At 64.7% G+C, this 17,595-nt stretch carries 21 protein-coding genes, 1 pseudogene and 1 riboswitch; of the genes and pseudogenes, 17 read left to right on the top strand and 5 right to left on the bottom strand.

The window, feature by feature from the left end; all coding sequences use genetic code 11:
* Position 1 precedes the first annotated feature (1 nt).
* Positions 2 to 196: a hypothetical protein gene (locus K359_RS0108560; RefSeq protein ID WP_029078977.1), complete on the bottom strand. Its 195-nt coding sequence runs from the start codon at positions 194 to 196 to the stop codon at positions 2 to 4.
* A 375-nt stretch (positions 197 to 571) separates the two neighbouring features.
* On the opposite strand from K359_RS0108560, the gene K359_RS0108565 reads away from it, so the two are divergent.
* The 7 genes from K359_RS0108565 to K359_RS0108595 all read left to right on the top strand — a co-directional run bounded on the left by K359_RS0108565 (position 572) and on the right by K359_RS0108595 (position 7,100).
* A complete protein-coding gene (locus K359_RS0108565) occupies positions 572 to 1,108 on the top strand; it encodes a lytic transglycosylase domain-containing protein (protein WP_029078978.1) in 537 nt (178 codons plus the stop codon).
* A 200-nt stretch (positions 1,109 to 1,308) separates the two neighbouring features.
* Positions 1,309 to 1,452, top strand: a riboswitch (TPP riboswitch).
* The gene (locus K359_RS0108570) at positions 1,440 to 2,465 is read left to right on the top strand and encodes an FAD-dependent oxidoreductase (protein ID WP_029078979.1); all 1,026 of its coding nucleotides are present in this window, start codon (positions 1,440 to 1,442) and stop codon (positions 2,463 to 2,465) included. (Overlaps the previous riboswitch by 13 nt.)
* Positions 2,466 to 2,472: 7 nt before the next feature.
* The gene (gene thiS, locus K359_RS0108575) at positions 2,473 to 2,670 is read left to right on the top strand and encodes a sulfur carrier protein ThiS (RefSeq protein WP_029078980.1); all 198 of its coding nucleotides are present in this window, start codon (positions 2,473 to 2,475) and stop codon (positions 2,668 to 2,670) included.
* A 183-nt stretch (positions 2,671 to 2,853) separates the two neighbouring features.
* Positions 2,854 to 3,636, top strand: a complete 783-nt coding sequence (locus K359_RS0108580) for a thiazole synthase (protein WP_029078981.1) — start codon at positions 2,854 to 2,856, stop codon at positions 3,634 to 3,636.
* Positions 3,623 to 4,231: a thiamine phosphate synthase gene (locus K359_RS0108585; RefSeq protein WP_029078982.1), complete on the top strand. Its 609-nt coding sequence runs from the start codon at positions 3,623 to 3,625 to the stop codon at positions 4,229 to 4,231. Before K359_RS0108580 ends, K359_RS0108585 begins: the two co-directional genes overlap by 14 nt.
* Positions 4,232 to 4,412: 181 nt before the next feature.
* The gene (gene thiC / locus K359_RS0108590; protein WP_029078983.1) at positions 4,413 to 6,311 is read left to right on the top strand and encodes a phosphomethylpyrimidine synthase ThiC; all 1,899 of its coding nucleotides are present in this window, start codon (positions 4,413 to 4,415) and stop codon (positions 6,309 to 6,311) included.
* A 393-nt stretch (positions 6,312 to 6,704) separates the two neighbouring features.
* Positions 6,705 to 7,100 carry a hypothetical protein gene (locus K359_RS0108595; RefSeq protein ID WP_029078984.1) on the top strand — a complete coding sequence of 132 codons (396 nt, stop codon included), beginning with the start codon at positions 6,705 to 6,707 and terminating at the stop codon, positions 7,098 to 7,100.
* A 267-nt stretch (positions 7,101 to 7,367) separates the two neighbouring features.
* Here K359_RS0108595 and K359_RS0108600 read toward each other — a convergent pair whose 3' ends face one another.
* Positions 7,368 to 9,041 (bottom strand): NAD(P)/FAD-dependent oxidoreductase, encoded by a 1,674-nt coding sequence (locus K359_RS0108600; protein WP_029078985.1) that lies wholly within the window; start codon positions 9,039 to 9,041, stop codon positions 7,368 to 7,370.
* Between the two features lie 155 nt (positions 9,042 to 9,196).
* Between K359_RS0108600 and K359_RS0108605 the strand changes: the two genes are divergently transcribed.
* Positions 9,197 to 9,595 (top strand): hypothetical protein, encoded by a 399-nt coding sequence (locus K359_RS0108605; protein WP_029078986.1) that lies wholly within the window; start codon positions 9,197 to 9,199, stop codon positions 9,593 to 9,595.
* A 243-nt stretch (positions 9,596 to 9,838) separates the two neighbouring features.
* Positions 9,839 to 10,354, top strand: a complete 516-nt coding sequence (locus K359_RS0108610; RefSeq protein WP_029078987.1) for a mismatch-specific DNA-glycosylase — start codon at positions 9,839 to 9,841, stop codon at positions 10,352 to 10,354.
* A 129-nt stretch (positions 10,355 to 10,483) separates the two neighbouring features.
* Here K359_RS0108610 and K359_RS0108615 read toward each other — a convergent pair whose 3' ends face one another.
* A complete protein-coding gene (locus K359_RS0108615; RefSeq protein ID WP_029078988.1) occupies positions 10,484 to 10,918 on the bottom strand; it encodes a hypothetical protein in 435 nt (144 codons plus the stop codon).
* A 281-nt stretch (positions 10,919 to 11,199) separates the two neighbouring features.
* Here K359_RS0108615 and K359_RS66150 point away from each other — a divergent pair.
* From K359_RS66150 to K359_RS0108630, 3 genes and pseudogenes are all read left to right on the top strand, one after another.
* Positions 11,200 to 11,409 (top strand): annotated as a pseudogene (locus K359_RS66150) (YeeE/YedE family protein); the annotation flags it as partial.
* Between the two features lie 150 nt (positions 11,410 to 11,559).
* A complete protein-coding gene (locus K359_RS0108625) occupies positions 11,560 to 12,039 on the top strand; it encodes a DUF6691 family protein (protein ID WP_029078989.1) in 480 nt (159 codons plus the stop codon).
* A 5-nt stretch (positions 12,040 to 12,044) separates the two neighbouring features.
* A complete protein-coding gene (locus K359_RS0108630) occupies positions 12,045 to 12,440 on the top strand; it encodes a RidA family protein (RefSeq protein ID WP_029078990.1) in 396 nt (131 codons plus the stop codon).
* Positions 12,441 to 12,800: 360 nt separating this feature from the next.
* Here K359_RS0108630 and K359_RS0108635 read toward each other — a convergent pair whose 3' ends face one another.
* Positions 12,801 to 13,562: an SOS response-associated peptidase gene (locus K359_RS0108635; RefSeq protein WP_029078991.1), complete on the bottom strand. Its 762-nt coding sequence runs from the start codon at positions 13,560 to 13,562 to the stop codon at positions 12,801 to 12,803.
* A gap of 63 nt (positions 13,563 to 13,625) precedes the next feature.
* Here K359_RS0108635 and K359_RS0108640 point away from each other — a divergent pair, with 63 nt between their 5' ends.
* The 5 genes from K359_RS0108640 to K359_RS0108660 all read left to right on the top strand — a co-directional run bounded on the left by K359_RS0108640 (position 13,626) and on the right by K359_RS0108660 (position 16,131).
* A complete protein-coding gene (locus K359_RS0108640) occupies positions 13,626 to 14,126 on the top strand; it encodes a hypothetical protein (RefSeq protein ID WP_029078992.1) in 501 nt (166 codons plus the stop codon).
* A 41-nt stretch (positions 14,127 to 14,167) separates the two neighbouring features.
* Positions 14,168 to 14,587 (top strand): NUDIX hydrolase, encoded by a 420-nt coding sequence (locus tag K359_RS0108645; protein ID WP_029078993.1) that lies wholly within the window; start codon positions 14,168 to 14,170, stop codon positions 14,585 to 14,587.
* 99 nt (positions 14,588 to 14,686) lie between these two features.
* Entirely contained in the window at positions 14,687 to 15,064 is a 378-nt protein-coding gene (locus tag K359_RS0108650; RefSeq protein ID WP_029078994.1) for a TIGR02301 family protein, read from the top strand.
* The gene (locus K359_RS0108655; protein ID WP_029078995.1) at positions 15,054 to 15,710 is read left to right on the top strand and encodes an HAD family hydrolase; all 657 of its coding nucleotides are present in this window, start codon (positions 15,054 to 15,056) and stop codon (positions 15,708 to 15,710) included. Before K359_RS0108650 ends, K359_RS0108655 begins: the two co-directional genes overlap by 11 nt.
* Before the next feature lie 154 nt (positions 15,711 to 15,864).
* Entirely contained in the window at positions 15,865 to 16,131 is a 267-nt protein-coding gene (locus tag K359_RS0108660; RefSeq protein ID WP_028332620.1) for a hypothetical protein, read from the top strand.
* Positions 16,132 to 16,143: 12 nt separating this feature from the next.
* On the opposite strand, the gene K359_RS0108665 is transcribed toward K359_RS0108660, so the two are convergent.
* A complete protein-coding gene (locus K359_RS0108665; RefSeq protein ID WP_029078996.1) occupies positions 16,144 to 17,478 on the bottom strand; it encodes a dihydroorotase in 1,335 nt (444 codons plus the stop codon).
* Positions 17,479 to 17,595: the final 117 nt, after the last annotated feature.

Raw genomic sequence — 17,595 nt, forward strand, 5'->3', positions numbered from 1 at the left:
TTCAGGCGGCGAGTGGCGTGAGCTGCGCTACGTCATAGATCGCGATCGCCTCGAAGCGGTAATTGCAGGCGCGGCAATTCCACAGATAAGACGTGCGCCCCTCACTGTGCTCCACCCAATCGGGGCGGGCGATCGGCTTGCCGCATTGCGCGCAGGGATTTTCGCGAGGCATATAGCCTGTGTCCTGACGGACCATGGCGCATCTCCCGAATGATGTTTTCTTGCGTGCTTTGGAAGGGACAGACGCGCTGACTGAGTGCGCGCTGCCATGGATGAAGTGTAAACCTTCACCGAATCGTTTGCACGAAAAACCTTTGTGGATAGCGTGCGGCAAAAAGCGGCCAAGAAAATTGGAGCGGAAAAACTGAAGCAGACAATTCTTGGCTGAGACAATTGAAGCAAACAATTTGAAGCATCTGTTTCCGCAAACGCGTTGTCCACTTCACCGCCATCCGGACAATCACGGATGCAGAACCTTCGCTGATGCGAAGGTTTTGCCACATTCCTGCCCGCTCGCCGTACCAATCAGACCGCAGAACCGACGCGCATCTGAAAGCCCCGAGCGACCGAGATGAAGACCGTACAAGCCCTTAGCTGCCTTCTTGGCTGCCTTGCCGCGATTGCGGTGCTGGCCTCCGGCACCAGCGCGCATGCACAATCGCGCGCGCAATATGAGGCGATGGTGGCAGCCGAGGCGCAGGCGAACCTGGTGCCGGAAGAGCTGGTGCATCGCGTCATTGTGCGCGAGAGCAAGTACCATCCGCAGCTGATCGGGCGCGGCGGCACCATCGGGCTGATGCAGATCAAGCTCGGCACCGCGCGCGGCCTCGGCTACACCGGTACCGCCGAAGGTCTGCGCGACCCCGGAACCAACCTCAAATACGGCGTCAAATACCTCGCCGGCGCCTTTCGCGCCGCCAATGGCGATCACGACCGAGCCGTGCGTTATTTCGCGGGCGGCTATTACTATGTCGCAAAGCGCCAGCGCGGGGATCACCTCAAGCAGGCGAAGCATGGCGGCGCGGGTGCAGCACCGAAAGAGCTCGCCAAACAGGACCAGATGACGCCGAATAACGCCGAGGCGACGGCGGAACAAGCCGAAAAATAAGTGCTTTCGTGTCCCGGACGCGGTGCGACGCGCAGCCTTGCTCCGCGGAGCCGGGACCAATGTTCGAGGATGGTGGGCCCCGGCTCAGCAGCGCACCGCTGTCGCGCTGCGCTGCGTCCGGGGCACGAGAGTTTTGCGCACGTCGCGGCGTGCCGTCCCTGGCATACAAGTTGACACACCCGCCCATCCGCCTACATTAGGGGCGTTCCGAGGGGTGCTCCGAAGGAGGAGCTGAGATACCGCAAGCTTGGACTTCGCCATCACGGCGATCAGTTCGGGACCGCGGTGACCCTTTGAACCTGATCCGGGTCATGCCGGCGAAGGGACAGGGATGTATCAGACGTCAAGACCGCGGGGGGATTCCCCCGTCTCCATCATCGGCGCAGGCATAGCCGGCGCCTGGCATGCGCTATTGCTCGCAGAGGCCGGACGGGCCGTCACCCTGCATGAGCGCAGTGACGCCGCGATGACGGAATCCACAAGCCACTTCGCCGGCGGAATGCTGGCGCCCTGGTGCGAGGCGGAGGCGTCGGAGCCCGTGATCTCGCGGCTCGGCATCCGCGCGCTCGATCTGTGGCGGCAGCATTTCCCCAAAACCCCGTTCAACGGCTCGCTGGTGGTGGCGCATCCGCGCGACCGCGCCGATTTCGAGCGCTTTGCCCGGCTCACCACCAATCACCGCCGGCTCGACGCTCAAGAGGTGAGTGCGCTCGAGCCGTCGCTCGAGGGCCGTTTCCGCGATGGCCTGTTCTATCCCGACGAGGGCCATGTCGAGCCGCGCCGCGTATTGCCGCAACTGCATGCCGCGATCGCCAAAGCCGGCGGCACCATCAAGTTCGGCAGCGACGCCGAGGCCCAAGATCTCGCCAAAGATCTCGACGGCCTCGTGATCGACTGCCGCGGCCTTGCCGCGCGCGACCGCGAGCCGAGCCTGCGCGGCGTCAAGGGCGAGATGATCATCATTGAGACCGCGGAGGTCGAGCTGTCCCGCCCGGTGCGGCTGATCCATCCGCGCTGGCCGCTCTACGTGATCCCGCGCGGCGACGGCCGCTTCATGCTGGGCGCGACCTCGATCGAGGCCGAGGACAACGGCGTCAGCGTGCGCTCGGCACTGGAGCTGCTCGGCGCCGCCTATGTGGTGCATCCGGCGTTCGCCGAGGCGCGCATCGTCGAGTTCGGCGCCGGCCTGCGCCCGGCATTTCCCGACAATCTGCCGAAGATCAGGATCGAGCAGGACCGCATCACGGTGAACGGACTCTACCGTCACGGCTTCCTGCTGGCGCCGGCGCTGGCCGAGCTGACGCTGAGCTATCTGGCACGCGGCGAAATCGACAATGAGGTGATGCAATGCGCGTGATCGTCCAATGCGTATGATTGTAAATGGCGAGCAGCGGGAGATCGCGGCTTCCAGCGTCGATGCGCTGCTGGCCGAGCTCGACTACGAGGGCACCCATTTCGCGATCGCGCTGAATTACGACGTGGTGCCGAAGAGCCGCTGGGCGGAGACCGTGCTCAAGGCCGGCGACGAGATCGAGATCATCACGCCGCGGCAGGGAGGGTGATGGTGATGCAAGCACGAACTCTCTCCACGTCGTCCCGGCCGAGTGCGCGCTTGCGCACGGAGCCGGGACCCATACGCCGCGGCCCTTCCTTGGGCACGCTTGGAGACGCTCGTCGCAACAATGCCCGGTCGTGGTTATGGGTCCCGGCCTTCGCCGGGACGACGGCATAGTGTGAGGAGACACATGGTCACCTTCTACGGCAAATCCTTCCCCTCCCGCCTGTTGATCGGCACGGCGCTCTATCCGTCGCCCGCGATCATGCAGGGCGCGATCCGCGCCTCGGGTGCCAGCATCGTCACCGTATCGCTCCGTCGGGAAGCCGCCGGCGGCAAGACCGGCGATGCGTTCTGGTCCTTGATCCGCGAGCTCGGCGTCACCGTGCTGCCGAACACCGCGGGCTGCCGCAGCGTCAAGGAGGCGGTGACCACCGCAAAGCTGGCGCGCGAATTGTTCGGCACGCCGTGGATCAAGCTCGAGGTGATCGCCGACAACGACACGCTGCAGCCCGACGTGGTCGGCCTGGTCGAAGCCGCCGCCATCCTGATCAAGGATGGATTCGAGGTGTTCCCCTATTGCACCGAGGATTTCTCGGTCGCCTCACGCCTGGTCGATGCCGGCTGCAAGGTCGTGATGCCGTGGGCCGCGCCGATCGGCAGTGCCAAGGGCATCACCAACCGCGACGCGCTGAAGCTTTTGCGCGACCGCCTGCCCGACATCACGCTGGTGGTCGACGCCGGGCTCGGCGCGCCGTCGCATGCCGCCGAAGCGCTCGAGCTCGGCTACGACGCCGTGCTGCTCAACACCGCGATCGCCAAGGCCGCCGATCCCGTTGCGATGGCCAACGCCTTCCGCCTCGGCGTCGAAGCCGGCCGCACCGCCTATGAAGCCGGGCTGATGGAAGCCCGCGACTTCGCCTCCCCCTCCACCCCTGTCGTTGGGACCCCGTTCTGGCATGCCGTATCCTGATCCGTTCTATCCCGTCGTCGACAGCATCAAATGGGTCGAGCGCCTGACAAAGCTTGGCGTCGGCACCATCCAGCTGCGCGCGAAGGAGCTCGACGATGCCGGGGCGCTGCAGATCGTCAGCGACGCGCTGGCGATCACGAAGGGCACGCTGACGAAGCTCGTCGTCAACGATTACTGGCGCGCGGCGATCGTCGCCGGCGCCGAGCATCTGCATCTCGGCCAGGAAGACCTCGCCGACGCGGATCTCAGTGAAATACGCAAAGCGAAACTGACGCTCGGCGTCTCCACCCACGACGATGCGGAGCTCGCGACCGCGCTCGCGGCAAAGCCCGACTACGTCGCGCTCGGCCCGATCTTCTTCACGACGCTCAAGTCAATGCGGTTCGAACCGCAGGGCATTGCGAAGATCACCGAGTGGAAGAAGCGGATCGGCGCGATCCCGCTGGTCGCGATCGGCGGCATCAAGTTCGAGCACGCCGCCGAGATTTTTGCCGCCGGCGCCGACTCGATCGCCGTCGTCTCAGACGTCACCCAGAACGCCGACCCCGATGCGCGGGTGCGGCAGTGGCTCGGCCTCAGCGCGGAGGCCGCGTGATGCAAACTCTCGTTCCACACACCCTGCTGTCGTCGGCCGGCTTGACCGGGCGATCCAGTACGCCGCGGCGTCTCCGTATCCCACCGCGGCCTCTGGAATACTGGATCCCCGCTTTCGCGGGGATGACAGCGGTACTCAACTCGCGCGCAGCGATGCCAACGAACTAAAAGGAGGATCCCTCATGAACATCCGCTCCAACCCCGACACCACACGGCCCGCCGTCACCACGGGCTCGCTGCCCTCCTCGCGCAAGATTTTTGCGACGCCGGAGGCCGCACCCGATCTCCGCGTTCCCTTGCGCGAGATCATCCTGTCGGAAGGCGCCGGCGAGCCGAACCTGCCAGTCTATGACACGTCGGGTCCCTACACCGATCCGGCCGTCACCATCGACGTCAACACCGGCCTGCCGCGCAATCGCCTCGCCTGGGTCAAGGAGCGCGGCGGCGTCGAGGAATATGAGGGGCGCACCATCAAGCCGGAGGACAACGGCAATGTCGGCGCCTCGCATGCCGCCAAGGCGTTCACCGCGCACCACACGCCGCTGCGCGGGCTCGACGGCCACAAGATCACGCAGCTCGAGTTTGCCCGCGCCGGCATCATCACCAAGGAGATGATCTACGTCGCCGAGCGCGAGAATCTCGGCCGCAAGCAGCAGCTCGAGCGCGCGGAAGCCGCCCTCGCCGACGGCGAAAGCTTCGGCGCCGCGGTGCCGGCCTTCATCACGCCGGAATTCGTCCGCTCGGAGATCGCGCGCGGCCGCGCCATCATCCCCTCCAACATCAATCATGCCGAGCTCGAGCCGATGATCATCGGCCGCAACTTCTTGACCAAGATCAACGCCAATATCGGCAACTCGGCGGTGACCTCGTCGGTCGAGGAAGAGGTCGACAAGATGGTGTGGGCGATCCGCTGGGGCGCTGACACCGTGATGGACCTCTCCACGGGGCGCAACATCCACACCACCCGCGAATGGATTCTGCGCAACTCGCCCGTGCCGATCGGCACCGTGCCGATCTACCAAGCGTTGGAGAAGTGCGACGGCGATCCGGTCAAGCTGACCTGGGAGCTCTACAAGGACACCCTGATCGAGCAGTGCGAGCAGGGCGTCGACTATTTCACGATCCACGCCGGCGTGCGGCTGCCCTACATCCACCTCACCGCCAACCGCGTCACCGGTATCGTCTCGCGCGGCGGCTCGATCATGGCGAAATGGTGCCTCGCGCATCACAAGGAGAGCTTCCTCTACACCCATTTCGACGAGATCTGCGACCTCATGCGCAAGTATGACGTCTCGTTCTCGCTCGGCGACGGCCTGCGCCCCGGCTCGATCGCCGACGCCAACGATCGCGCGCAGTTCGCGGAGCTCGAGACGCTCGGCGAATTGACGAAAATCGCGTGGGACAAGGGCTGCCAGGTCATGATCGAGGGCCCCGGCCACGTGCCGATGCACAAGATCAAGATCAACATGGACAAGCAGCTCAAGGAATGCGGCGAGGCGCCGTTCTACACCCTCGGGCCGCTGACCACCGACATCGCGCCGGGCTATGACCACATCACCTCGGGCATCGGTGCGGCGATGATCGGCTGGTTCGGCTGCGCGATGCTCTGCTACGTCACGCCGAAGGAGCATCTCGGCCTGCCCGACCGCAACGACGTCAAGGTCGGCGTCATCACCTACAAGATCGCCGCCCACGCGTCTGACCTGGCCAAGGGTCACCCCGCAGCCCAACTGCGCGACGACGCGCTGTCACGCGCCCGCTTCGACTTCCGCTGGCAGGACCAGTTCAACCTCGGCCTCGACCCCGAGACCGCGAAGAACTTCCACGACGAGACCCTGCCGAAGGAAGCCCACAAGGTCGCGCATTTCTGCTCGATGTGCGGCCCAAAGTTCTGCTCGATGAAGATCACCCAGGACGTCCGCGACTACGCCGCGACACTGAACGACCCGACGGGCGTTGGGGCGTCGATGTCAGGCGTCATCGAGGACGGCATGGCGACGATGAGCGCCAAGTTCAAGGAGATGGGCGAGAGCTTGTATCTCGATGCGGACAAGGTGAAGGAGAGCAATCGGGTGTTGTGAGGGCTCGCCCTCTCCGCTCGTCATGCCTGGGACAAAAGCGCGAAGCGAGTCTTCGCGCCCGATGACCAGGCATCCTATCCAGAACGAAGAGGCCGGGCGAGAGCCCGGCCTCTTCGCTTCAACGGCGCTCACTCATAAATCCATCGCGTGTGTGCGGATTGTACAGGGGCAGTCACGACAGCAACCGGCCCAAGGCCGCCACGTGGTCCGCAGAACCATTGACTTGGATCAACGAAAAATCCGCTGTCTCATCGCATGCCAGATGCTCAAAAGCGATGAAGTGCCGCGTCGATGATGCTATCATGCTCCCCTCAAATAAACGATTTGGCGACAATTCCACGTCCGGTTCGCAGAGGGTCCAGTAGCCTAATGACCATTTAATTGGAGATTTTCATGAGAACCTTCAATGCGGTACTATTCGTGCTTCTCGTTGCGCAATCGGCCTCGACACAGGCTGCCGATTTGAACGGAGCCTGGACGATCGACGCCTCGGCCTGCGATAAGGTATTCACCAAGGAGAACAACAAGCTCGCGTTCAAGAAAGATGCCGATCTCCACGCGGGCGGCTTAATCGTCCAGGGAAAGCAAATCACCGGCACGTTTCAAAAATGTACTGTCAAATCGTTGCACGATGACGGGCAGAATGTTCGAGTGATTGCGTCGTGCTCGGACGGCGTCGCGATTTCAGACGTAGCAATCGACGTAAAACTCTCTGGCGAGAATAAGATCACACTCAGCGCCAAGGAGCCGGTGCCAATGGAGACGCCGTATGTTCGCTGCTCGATGTGATATCGGTGGCGACGGCCTGAGAGCGACGTGGATGATCGACTATCGAAGGTCCTAAATGCGGACAGTGTAGATAGCTGTCTACTGCACCGGATTGCTTCGCTTCGCGCCCCTGGTTCGACCGCGCGGCGAGGTAGAACGACGATCAGAGCGGTTCGGTGGTCCGCGACGGCACCTTTGCGAGCCATCGTAATGATCGCGATAACGACCGCGAGAAGATGGTGGGTTACGCTTCCGCCTTCGCTCGTCGAGCTACGGCGCTAACCCACCCTACGAGGCCGACGCGCCAACAGCCGCCGCCTGCGCGCCAGCCCGCGCCCCCGCACCAAACTCAATCTCCTGATACCCCTTCGCCGCAACCTCGTTGATGATCCCCAAGAACTTCGGCGTGCCGCCGTTGTAGACGAAGTAGCGCACGGTGCCCTCTTCGTGGCCGGCGACGTTGGAGTTGTAGCCGGTGAACCACGACTTGGCTTTGCGCATCAGCATGATCTCGTACATTTTTGCCACATGCGCGGTCCAGCGCTCCTGCGCTTCGAGCGTGGCGTCGGCGCGGGTCAGGCCGCGGTCCCACATGTATTGCAGCAGGTTAGTGCACCAGTTCACCCCATTCTCGATGCCGCGTGGAAAATTGGTCGAGGCCGACGCGCTTTGCGGCCCCGTGGGCATCAGCAGGTTCGGGAAGCCGTGCACGAGCATGCCGAGGAAGGTCGACGGCGCCTGCTTCCATTTGTCGGCGAGACGTTCGCCGCCGATGCCGGTGATGTCGATCAGGTCGTAGGCGCCGGTGATGGCGTCGAAGCCGGTGGCGTAGACGATGACGTCGAACTCGTAGTCGCGCGCCGTGGTGCGCAGGCCGGTCTCTGTGACGCGCACCAGCGGCGTCTCGCCGAGATCGACGAGATGCACATTGTCGCGGTTATAGGCTTCGAAATATTGGGTCTCCAGCGGCAGGCGCTGCACGCCAAAGCCGTGATCCCGCGGGATCAGCTTTTCGGCGACATCAGGATCATTCACGCGGCCGCGGATGCGGTCCGCGATATAGGCTGATAGTTCGGCATTGGCCGCCTCGTCCATAAAAATCTCGCGAAAGTTCGCGAGCCAGATGCCGAAGCCGGGCTCGTCGTAGAGCTTGTCCCACAGTGCCAGCCGCTCCTCGCGGCTCACCTCGTAGAAGCCGCGCTTGTCGGGCCCGTGCACGAAGCTGCCCGGCGTCAGCGCGCAGGCGGCGAAGATCTCGTCGTAGCGCGCGCGGATGTCGGCCATCTCGTCCACGGAGATCGCCGAGTTGTTGAGCGGCGCGCTCCAGTTCGGCCGGCGCTGGAACACGGTGAGTTGGCCTACCTTGTCGGCGATCTCGCCGATCACCTGAATGCCGGTGGCGCCGGTGCCGATCACAGCGACCTTCTTGCCCGCGAGATCGACCGGCTCGTGCGGCCAGTAATAAGTATGGAACGAGCGGCCCTTGAAATCGTCGATCCCAGGCACACGCGGCATGGTCGGCGCCGAGAGCAGGCCGATCCCCAGCACCACGAAGCGGCAGGTCAGCCGGCGGCCATCGCTGATCCTGAGCTGCCAGAGATCGCGCGTCTCGTCGAACTGCATCGCCTCGACCTTGCAATTGAACTGCATGTACTTGCGCAGGTCGAACTTGTCGGCGACGTAGTTGAGGTAGCGCAGATTCTCTGATTGCCCGGAGAAGCGCTCCTTCCAGTGCCACTCGTCGAGCAGCTCGCGCGAGAACGAGAAGCCGTAGGTGTAGCTTTCCGAGTCGAAACGACAGCCCGGATAGCGGTTCCAGTACCAGGTGCCGCCGAGATCGGGCGCGCCTTCGAGCACGCTGGCGTCGATGCCGAGATCGGCGAGCCGCTTGATCTGGTAGATGCCGGCGACGCCGGCGCCGACGACAATCACCTCGTAATGGGTTTTCGCCTCTCCCGTCATGTCCTGCTCCAAAATTCTTCTTGATCTGTTGGGATGGATTACAGACCCTTTTGCCAGCGCAGGCAACCGGGCGCGGGCGGGCACAACTTGCGTTGAGGCGCTGGGCGCTCCACATCATGCGGACGATTGATCACTCACACTTCACCGAGACGGACATGACCGACAATCTCACCGGCGTCTGGGACGGCAGCTATGTTCAGCCGGGCTCCGGTATGGTCACGTTCCTGGCGACGCTGATCGACGCCGGCGGCGCGCTCGGCGGCAGCGTAACCGAGCCTTGCTTGACGCCGGGCTGCCCGCTCGCCACCCACAATGCCTCGCTTGCAGGTCATCGCTCCGGCAGCGCGGTGACGTTCGTCAAACGCTACGAGCCACCCGGTTACGGCTACGGCACCGTCCACTACGAAGGCGCGGTCAATGCCGACGCGACCGAGATCGACGGCCGCTGGAGCATCCGCGGCACGAGGTTCTCGGGAACGTTCCTGATGGTGCGCGCGACGGGGCCTGCGCAAGCGGTCACGACCGAGGAAGAGGTCAAGGAGCCGGTTCGTTAAACAACGATGGCGTTAGGTTGAACCGGTCAGGCCGCAGACACGCTCCACCTCTCCCGCTTGCGGGGGAGGTCGTATCGCATCGAAGATGCGATACGGGTGGGGGCTCTCTCCACGATGTGACTCGCGGAGAGAGCCCTCCAGCCCCCCGCAAGCGGGAGAGGGAGCGCACCGCCTGTGCGACTACCACTCAACCTAATTCCATCATACGCTAGCGCGTGGATACGCCGTCCAGTCTCTTGTCAGATGCCCGCTAATAACCTTCACCGCCTCCCCGACCAACTCCGCGCCAATCTGCGCCTGGTGTTCGTCGGCACCGCGGCCAGCACGCGCTCGGCCGCCGTCGGGCATTACTACGCGCATCCCGGCAACCGGTTCTGGCGCGCGTTGCATGAGGTCGGCATCACGCCGCGGCGCTATCGGCCGGATGAGTTCGCCGCCCTGCTCGAACTCGACATCGGCTTCACCGATCTCTCCAAGAGCGGCGCCGGGATGGATCATCAGATCGCGCGGGGGGCGTTCGATGTCGCAGGCTTCAGGGCGAAGATCGAGACGTATCGGCCGAGGACCATCGCCTTCACCAGCAAGAAGGCCGCGAGCCTGTTTTATCACCGGCCGACCAGTTCGCTCGCGTTCGGCCGGCAGCCGCAGATCAGCGGTTTTCCCGATGTGTTCGTGCTGCCGTCGCCGTCGGGTGCGGCGTCCGGGCATTGGACGCTGCAGCCGTGGCGCGAGTTGGCGCAGTGGATCGCAGGGCCGTAGGTGGGTTAGCCGACCACGTCCGCCGTAGCTCAACGAGCGAAGGCGGAAGGCGTAACCCACCATGTGCTCGTGAAGGTCGGCGGGTTACGCTTCGCTAACCCGCCCTACTGACCTACGAGTCGAACCGCGCTATTCCTTCAACGTGATCGCAAGCCCGCTGAGGTCGACATTGGCCATCAGGCCGATCTGCTTGCCGCTCAATTCGAGCACCGCGCCGTTCTGGTTGGTCAAGAGGATGCCGCGCACGCCGGCGCCGACGGCAACGCCCATGCCGGCCGCGGCATAGACGCCGGCGATGTCCTGGGCGCGGCGGATGTTGCGCACCCGCCCCTGCAACGTGGTCTGGGAGCCGCCGAACACGAGGCCATAGTCCAGCCCGCCGGCGGTGAGCCCGTAGGTCTGGCCGTGGAAGGTCAGGACGCCCTTGCCGGCGGAGCCGCCGAAGATCCAGCCGCCCTTGAAGATCACGAGCGTCACGGCGCCCTCGTCGGCCAAGGCGGCGGACGAGCCGGTTAGCAGCGCCAGCGCGAATAGCGCGGCGCGGATGGCGGATGACAATCTCATGGGGGTTCTCCGGACGAAGTGAGATGTAGGTCGAATCGCGGCAATCCAGCCGGCTGATGGCATCGTTGAAATGCCGGCAAACACGCGGGATTACGCTTGTTCCTGATCTGGCGGAGTCTATCATCGCCTCCACAGTCGCGCGACCGTTGACGCATCCGCGCCCGCCACTTTGCCGGATCGTTGAGGTGTTCGCGCAACAGGGATCAGCATTGATGCACGATTTCACCCCTTTTTCCGGCCTCGCCGGCGGCGCGCTGATCGGGCTTGCCGCGGCGCTGCTGATGCTGCTGACCGGGCGAATCGCAGGGGTCACCGGCATCGTCGGCGGCCTGCTGCAGGCCGATACCGCCGACCGCTCCTGGCGCGTCGCGTTCATCGCGGGGCTGATCGCGGCGCCCCTGATCGCGGCGCTGTTCGGCGCGCCGCTGCCGCGGCCGGCGATGAATGCGAACCTTGTGGTGATCACGATCGCGGGATTGCTGGTCGGGTTCGGCACAAGGATGGGCAATGGCTGCACCTCGGGCCACGGCGTCTGCGGTTTTGCGCGGCTGGTCCGGCCGCTCGATTGCGGCCACCATCATCTTCATGCTGGCGGCGATCGCGACGGTCGCGATCGCAAGACACGGATTGGGAGGCTAGCGATGCCGGTTCTCGCCAGTTTTGTTTGTGGCCTGATCTTCGGCGCGGGCCTGCTGATCTCGGGCATGACCGACCCGCAGAAGGTGCTCGGCTTCCTCGATCTGTTCGGCGCCTGGGATGCGACGCTCGCTTTCGTGATGGCCGGCGCGGTTGCGGTCGCAGCGACGGGCTTTGCGATCGCGCGGCGGCGCACCGCGCCCGCCTTCTCGCAGCGCTTCGTCTGGCCCGACCGCAACGACATCGATGCGCCGCTGGTTGCCGGCGCCGTGCTGTTCGGCATCGGCTGGGGCCTCGCCGGCATCTGCCCCGGACCGGCGCTGGTCAACCTCGCCGGCCTCTCGTTGCCGATCGTGGTCTTCGTCATCGCGATGCTCGCAGGCATGATCGGTCAGAATCTCTTCGGCAAGAATCTCCGGCGCCGCCATGCGGCGGCGCCGCGCAGCATCGACACCGCTTCCCTTCCCTCTCGCGCAGACGGGTGATCCCAATGACAGAAACGACAGCGATCAAGCACTTTCCTCCTCCGCCCGGCGTCCAGGCGCCGCCGCTCTCGTTCGGCGCCCGCGTCGGCGATTTGCTGTTCATCTCGGGCATTCCCGGCTTCGACGCCAACCGCGAACTGCCCGACGGTTTCGAGGCGCAGTTCGCCAATGTCGTCACCAACTTCAAACGCGTGCTGAACGAGGCCGGCGCCACGATGCGCGATCTCGTCAAGGTCAACGTGCTGCTGACCCGCGCCTCCGACGTCGCCACCATGAACGTCCTCTATGCCGGCGCGTTCGGCCCCGCGCCCTACCCCGCGCGCACCACCTGCGTCGTGGTGGCGCTGCCCAATCCGAAGATGCTGATCGAGATCGAGGGCGTGGCGTCCGTGAAGGGGTGACAACTCTCTCCGTCATTCCCCGGTGCGCAATTGCGCACCTGAGGGCGCGCCGCGGCCCCTCGGCTCGAACACTGGTGTCTCTGGAATACTTGATCACCCGCATGCGCGGGTGATGACACCGAACAAGCTGTTTGGCAGGTTGAATCGAGGACCATCTTCATCGTCGTCCTGGCCTAGTGCGCAATTGCGCACGGGAGCCAGGACCCATTACCCCAGATCTCAATTGTTGCGCGACGCTGGGGCCACAATCCCGTTCACGATCAACTGCGGTGGTTATGGGTCCTGGCTTTCGCCAGGACGACGATGTGGAGAAATCTGTACCTGTATTCGCGCCACGCACCACGCTTTTCCAACCGATCGCTAAAACAACGACCCCTGCCCGTCGTCCTCCCGCACCGACGTCTTGCGCGGCGCCGCTTTCTTCGGCTGCGGCGCGTCCTCCGCGGCGATCTCTTCCGCACTCATCGGCAGCAGCAATTGCGCGTCGTCATTGGCAACACTGTTCACCCGCATCGTCACCTGGTGCCAGGCGAACTCGCCGACATCGGGTCCCCTCAGCATCGGCATCACGTCGTCGACGTCGTTCGGCAGGCAATCGAGCCAGCGCGCGAATTGCTCGGGCCGGATCGTGACGGGCACGCGGTGATGCAGTTGCGCGAGGTCGGGGCTTGCGGGCGCGGTGACGATTGCGACCGTGTCCTGCTCCTCGCCGTTCGGCCCCATCCAGGTTTCGGCGAGCGCGGCGAAAGCGAGCGGGTGACCGTCGCGGCGATGGATGAAGAACGGCCGCTTGCGGCCGCCGGCATCCTGCCATTCGTAATAGCCGTCGGCCGGGATCAGAGCGCGGCGCCGCTTGATCGCGTTCTTGAAGGCCGGCTTCTCCCGCACCGTCTCGGATCGGGCATTGATCAGCAGCGAGAAGGTTCGGGGGTCCTTGACCCAGGACGGGATCAGGCCCCAGCGCATCAACTGAAAATGCCGGCCACCATTCTGCAGCAGCACCACCGGGATCGGCTGGGTCGGCGCAACATTATACCGTGGCGGAAAATTCGGCTGCTCGATATAGCCGAACATCTCGCGCAAGGCCGCCGGCGGCGAGGTTATGACAAAGCGTCCGCACATATTCCGTCCAGAGTGGTATCCGTTTATTCTGCCTTAACTTGGACCGTTAAAGACTGCGATCAAATGACCTCAACGGCCGCCATAGCGGGCTCTTCCCCGCGACCGACGTACCCCGACGAGGCGCGGGCGGCGCTGTTGCGCGCCGCCAACATCAATCCCCGCACCGGGCTTGCGACCGACTACCTCAATCACTTCAACGAAGCCATCATGCTGCTGGAGATGGTGCCGGACCTGCCGGAATGCGCCAGCGATTTCCTGGAATGGCAGCCACTGTCCTATGCCGAGCATTTCACCGCCTCAAATTTCAAGGCGCGTGACCTCGCGATCGAATCCTATGAGACGGCAGACGCCGGAATCCGGGCCGAATTCGACCAGCTCACCGACAGCATGACAAAGATCTTGACCGAGGTCGGCTCCGCGATGCGGCAATTGCATCAGGACAAGAGCCGGGTCGCGCTCGCCGAGCAGGCGATCGTCTGGGTCAAGCCGCTGGTGATGCTGACCGCCGGCATCATCAACGGCGCCGCGGAGGCCGATGTCGACAGCATCATGGCGGGCGCCTGATTTATCGGGCATATAGCGCTTGAACCTGATTGTTGATTGCCTTGACCCCTCCCGAACGTCCGATCCGCCCGCAACTCGCCGTGTCAGGCGTGATTTTTCGCGACGGCAAAGTGCTGCTGGTGCGCCGGGCGCGCTCGCCCGGAAAAGGCTTCTATTCACTGCCCGGCGGCCGGGTCGAGTTCGGCGAATCCTTGCACACCGCCCTGCACCGGGAGATCGACGAGGAGACTGGCCTCAGGGTCGAAATCCTGGGCATGGCCGGCTGGCGCGAGGTGCTGCCGACCGGCCCCGGCACCGGGCATTATCTGATCATGACATTCGCGGCGCGCTGGGCGTCCCACGAGCCCGTCCTGAACGACGAGCACGACGATTTCAAATGGCTGGCGCCGGAGGCGATCGGCGACCTCAAGGTCACCGGCGGTCTCCATGAGGTCATTGCGGCCGCCCGGCGGCTGGTTTGAGGCCTGTTTTGGGGCGTATGGGAGGCGGTATTAAAGGCCCTTTGCCACCTTGCCTCGGGCGCATTGAGGGGGCATACCACGGCCATTCCGGAACCCCTGATGATCAGAGCCTTTCTCGCCGTTGTGATCCTGATGTCGGCATGCCTTGCCTCGCCCGCCCGGGCGCAGGACGCGGCTGCGCCGTTCGACGGCGACCTGCAGCGGCTGGCCGAGATCCTCGGCGCCCTGCACTATCTGCGCGGCATCTGCGGCTCCAACGAGGGCGCCAAATGGCGCAACGAGATGCAGGCGCTGATCGACGCCGAAACCCCCTCTGGCGACCGCCGCGCCCGCATGATCGCGGGCTTCAACCGCGGCTATAACGGCTTCCAGCAGACCTACCGCTCCTGCACCCCCGCAGCGACCGTGGCGATCCGCCGCTACATCGAGGAAGGCTCGAAAATCTCGCGCGACCTGACGGCCCGCTATGCCAACTGACCGCGCGATCTTCTTCGACCTCGACGGCACCCTGACCGACCCGAAGCCCGGCATCACCGGCTCGATCCAGTATGCGCTGGGAAAGCTCGGCCGGCCGGTTCCCTCGCAGGACGAGTTGACCTGGTGCATCGGGCCGCCGTTGCGGGCGAGCTTTGCGCTGCTGCTCGGCGGCGAGGAGTTCGCCGACCGCGCGGTGGAGTTGTACCGCGAGCGATTCGGCGATGTCGGGCTGTTCGAGAACCGCGTCTACCCTGATATTGCCGCGGTGCTGGCGGCGCTGCGCGAGCGGCCGGGCCGCATGTACGTTGCGACCTCGAAGCCGCATGTGTTCGCGAGCCGGATCGTCGCGCATTTCGGCCTGAACGGGTATTTCGACCATGTGTTCGGTTCCGAGCTCGACGGAACGCGGGTCAACAAGGTCGACCTGCTCGCCTATGCGCTGGAGCAGACCGGAGCCGATCCGGCCGAAGCCGTGATGATCGGCGACCGCAGCCACGACGTGATCGGGGCTATCAGGAACGGCATCCGCGCGGTCGGCGTCACCTATGGCTACGGCACGCCCGAGGAGCTGCTCGAGGCCGGCGCCAGCCAGCTGTGCGCCTCGCCGCGCGCGGTGCTGGACCATATCCACAGCTCATTTGGCTGACGGCGGCCGCGATAGCCGGAATTCCCCTTTAAATGCCGTAGCGCGCGTTAACCTTTTCGAAAGATGTGGGCTAGGCGGTACCCGCATGCGTGATACATCTCGCGCGTCGCAGTGGTTCGCGTCCGGACCGCGCGCATTCATTTTGATGAGTTCCATGCGCCATCCAGCGTCCTTTCCCCATCACCAAGACCCGCGTCCCGATCACGAGCAGAAGCAAGCCGCGCTGGGCTACCTGAACGAGGCCTGGGCGGAAGCGCGTCACGACGGCGTCGATGGCGACTGCCTCGCGCAGGCGAGCCTGTTTGCGGCGCTCGCCGAGCTGGTCGGCACCTATGGCGAGGATGCGGTGGCGAAGTTCGCCGAGGGCCTCGCCGCGCGCGTGCGCAACGGCGAGTTCTCGCTGGCGCTCGCCCGGCAGTAATCGCCCCAGCCGTTACGGCTTCAGCGTCTCGAGGAACCGGACCGGCTCGCCGAGCGACGGCGTCGTCAGTTCGCCCTGCCACATCACCCGCCTGCCGCGCACGAAGGTGCCGACCGGCCAGCCCTGCACCCTCACGCCGTCATAGGGCGTCCAGCCCGCGCGCGAGGCTACCCATTTGTTGGTGATGGTCTCGCTGCGCTTGAGGTCGACCACGGTAAAGTCGGCGTCATAGCCCGCCGCGATGCGGCCCTTGCAGGCGATGTTGAACAGCCGCGCCGGCCCCGCGCTGGTGAGATCGACGAACCGAGCCAGCGACAGCCGTCCGGCATTGACGTGATCGAGCATCAGCGGCACCAGCGTCTGCACGCCGGTCATCCCCGACGGCGAGGCCGGATAGGTTTTAGCCTTCTCCTCCAGCGTATGCGGCGCGTGGTCGGAGCCGAGCACGTCGATGATGCCCTGCTCGATGCCATACCAGATGCCGGCGCGGTGATCGGCCGAGCGCACCGGCGGGTTCATCTGCGCCAGCGTGCCGAGCCGCTCATAGCATTCGGGCGCGGCCATCGTGAGGTGATGCGGCGTCGCCTCGCAGGACGCGACATCCTTGTGGTCGCGCAGATACAGGATCTCTTCCTTGGTCGAGATGTGCAGCACATGGATGCGCTTGCCGGTCTCGCGCGCGAGATTGACCAGGCGCTCGGTTGCCATCAGCGCCGCGGTCTCGTCGCGCCACACCGGATGCGAGCGCGGATCGCCCTCGATCCGCAGCGGCTTGCGCTCGTTGAGGCGGTATTCGTCCTCGGCATGGAACGCGGCGCGGCGCCGGATCACCCGAAATATCCGCCGCAGGCTCTCGTCGTCCTCGACCAAGAGCGCGCCGGTCGAGGAGCCGATGAACACCTTGACGCCGGCGCAGCCCGGCGCCCGCTCAAGCTCCTGCAAATCCTGCACGTTCTCGCGGGTGCCGCCGATGAAGAAGGCGAAATCGCAATGCATGCGGTGGTGGCCGCGCTTGATCTTGTCGGTGAACGCCGCTTCCGTGACAGTCAGTGGGTTGGTGTTCGGCATCTCGAAGACAGCGGTGACCCCGCCCATCACGGCGCTGCGCGAGCCGGTCTCGAGATCTTCCTTCTGCGTCAGCCCGGGCTCGCGGAAATGCACCTGGGTGTCCATCACGCCGGGCAGGATGTGCAGGCCCTTGCAGTCGATCACCTCGCCGGCCGCGACCTGGCCGAGCGAACCGATCGCGGCGATACGGCCGCCCACGATACCGATATCGCGCACGCCCTCGCCGTCCTGATTGACCACGGTGCCGGATTTTAGAATGGTGTCAAAATGCTGATTCATCGGTCCTCGGCGCCCGCTTTCGGCTGTCGCGCGGGCCTTGTTCGGCGCACTCTAGCGCCTTAGCTTGGCAGGGGATATCCGCGGCCTGCGCGTTTCCCAAGGAACTTGGAAAAGAGC

Source organism: Bradyrhizobium sp. th-b2, assembly GCF_000426785.1.
Lineage (GTDB): Bacteria > Pseudomonadota > Alphaproteobacteria > Rhizobiales > Xanthobacteraceae > Bradyrhizobium > Bradyrhizobium septentrionale.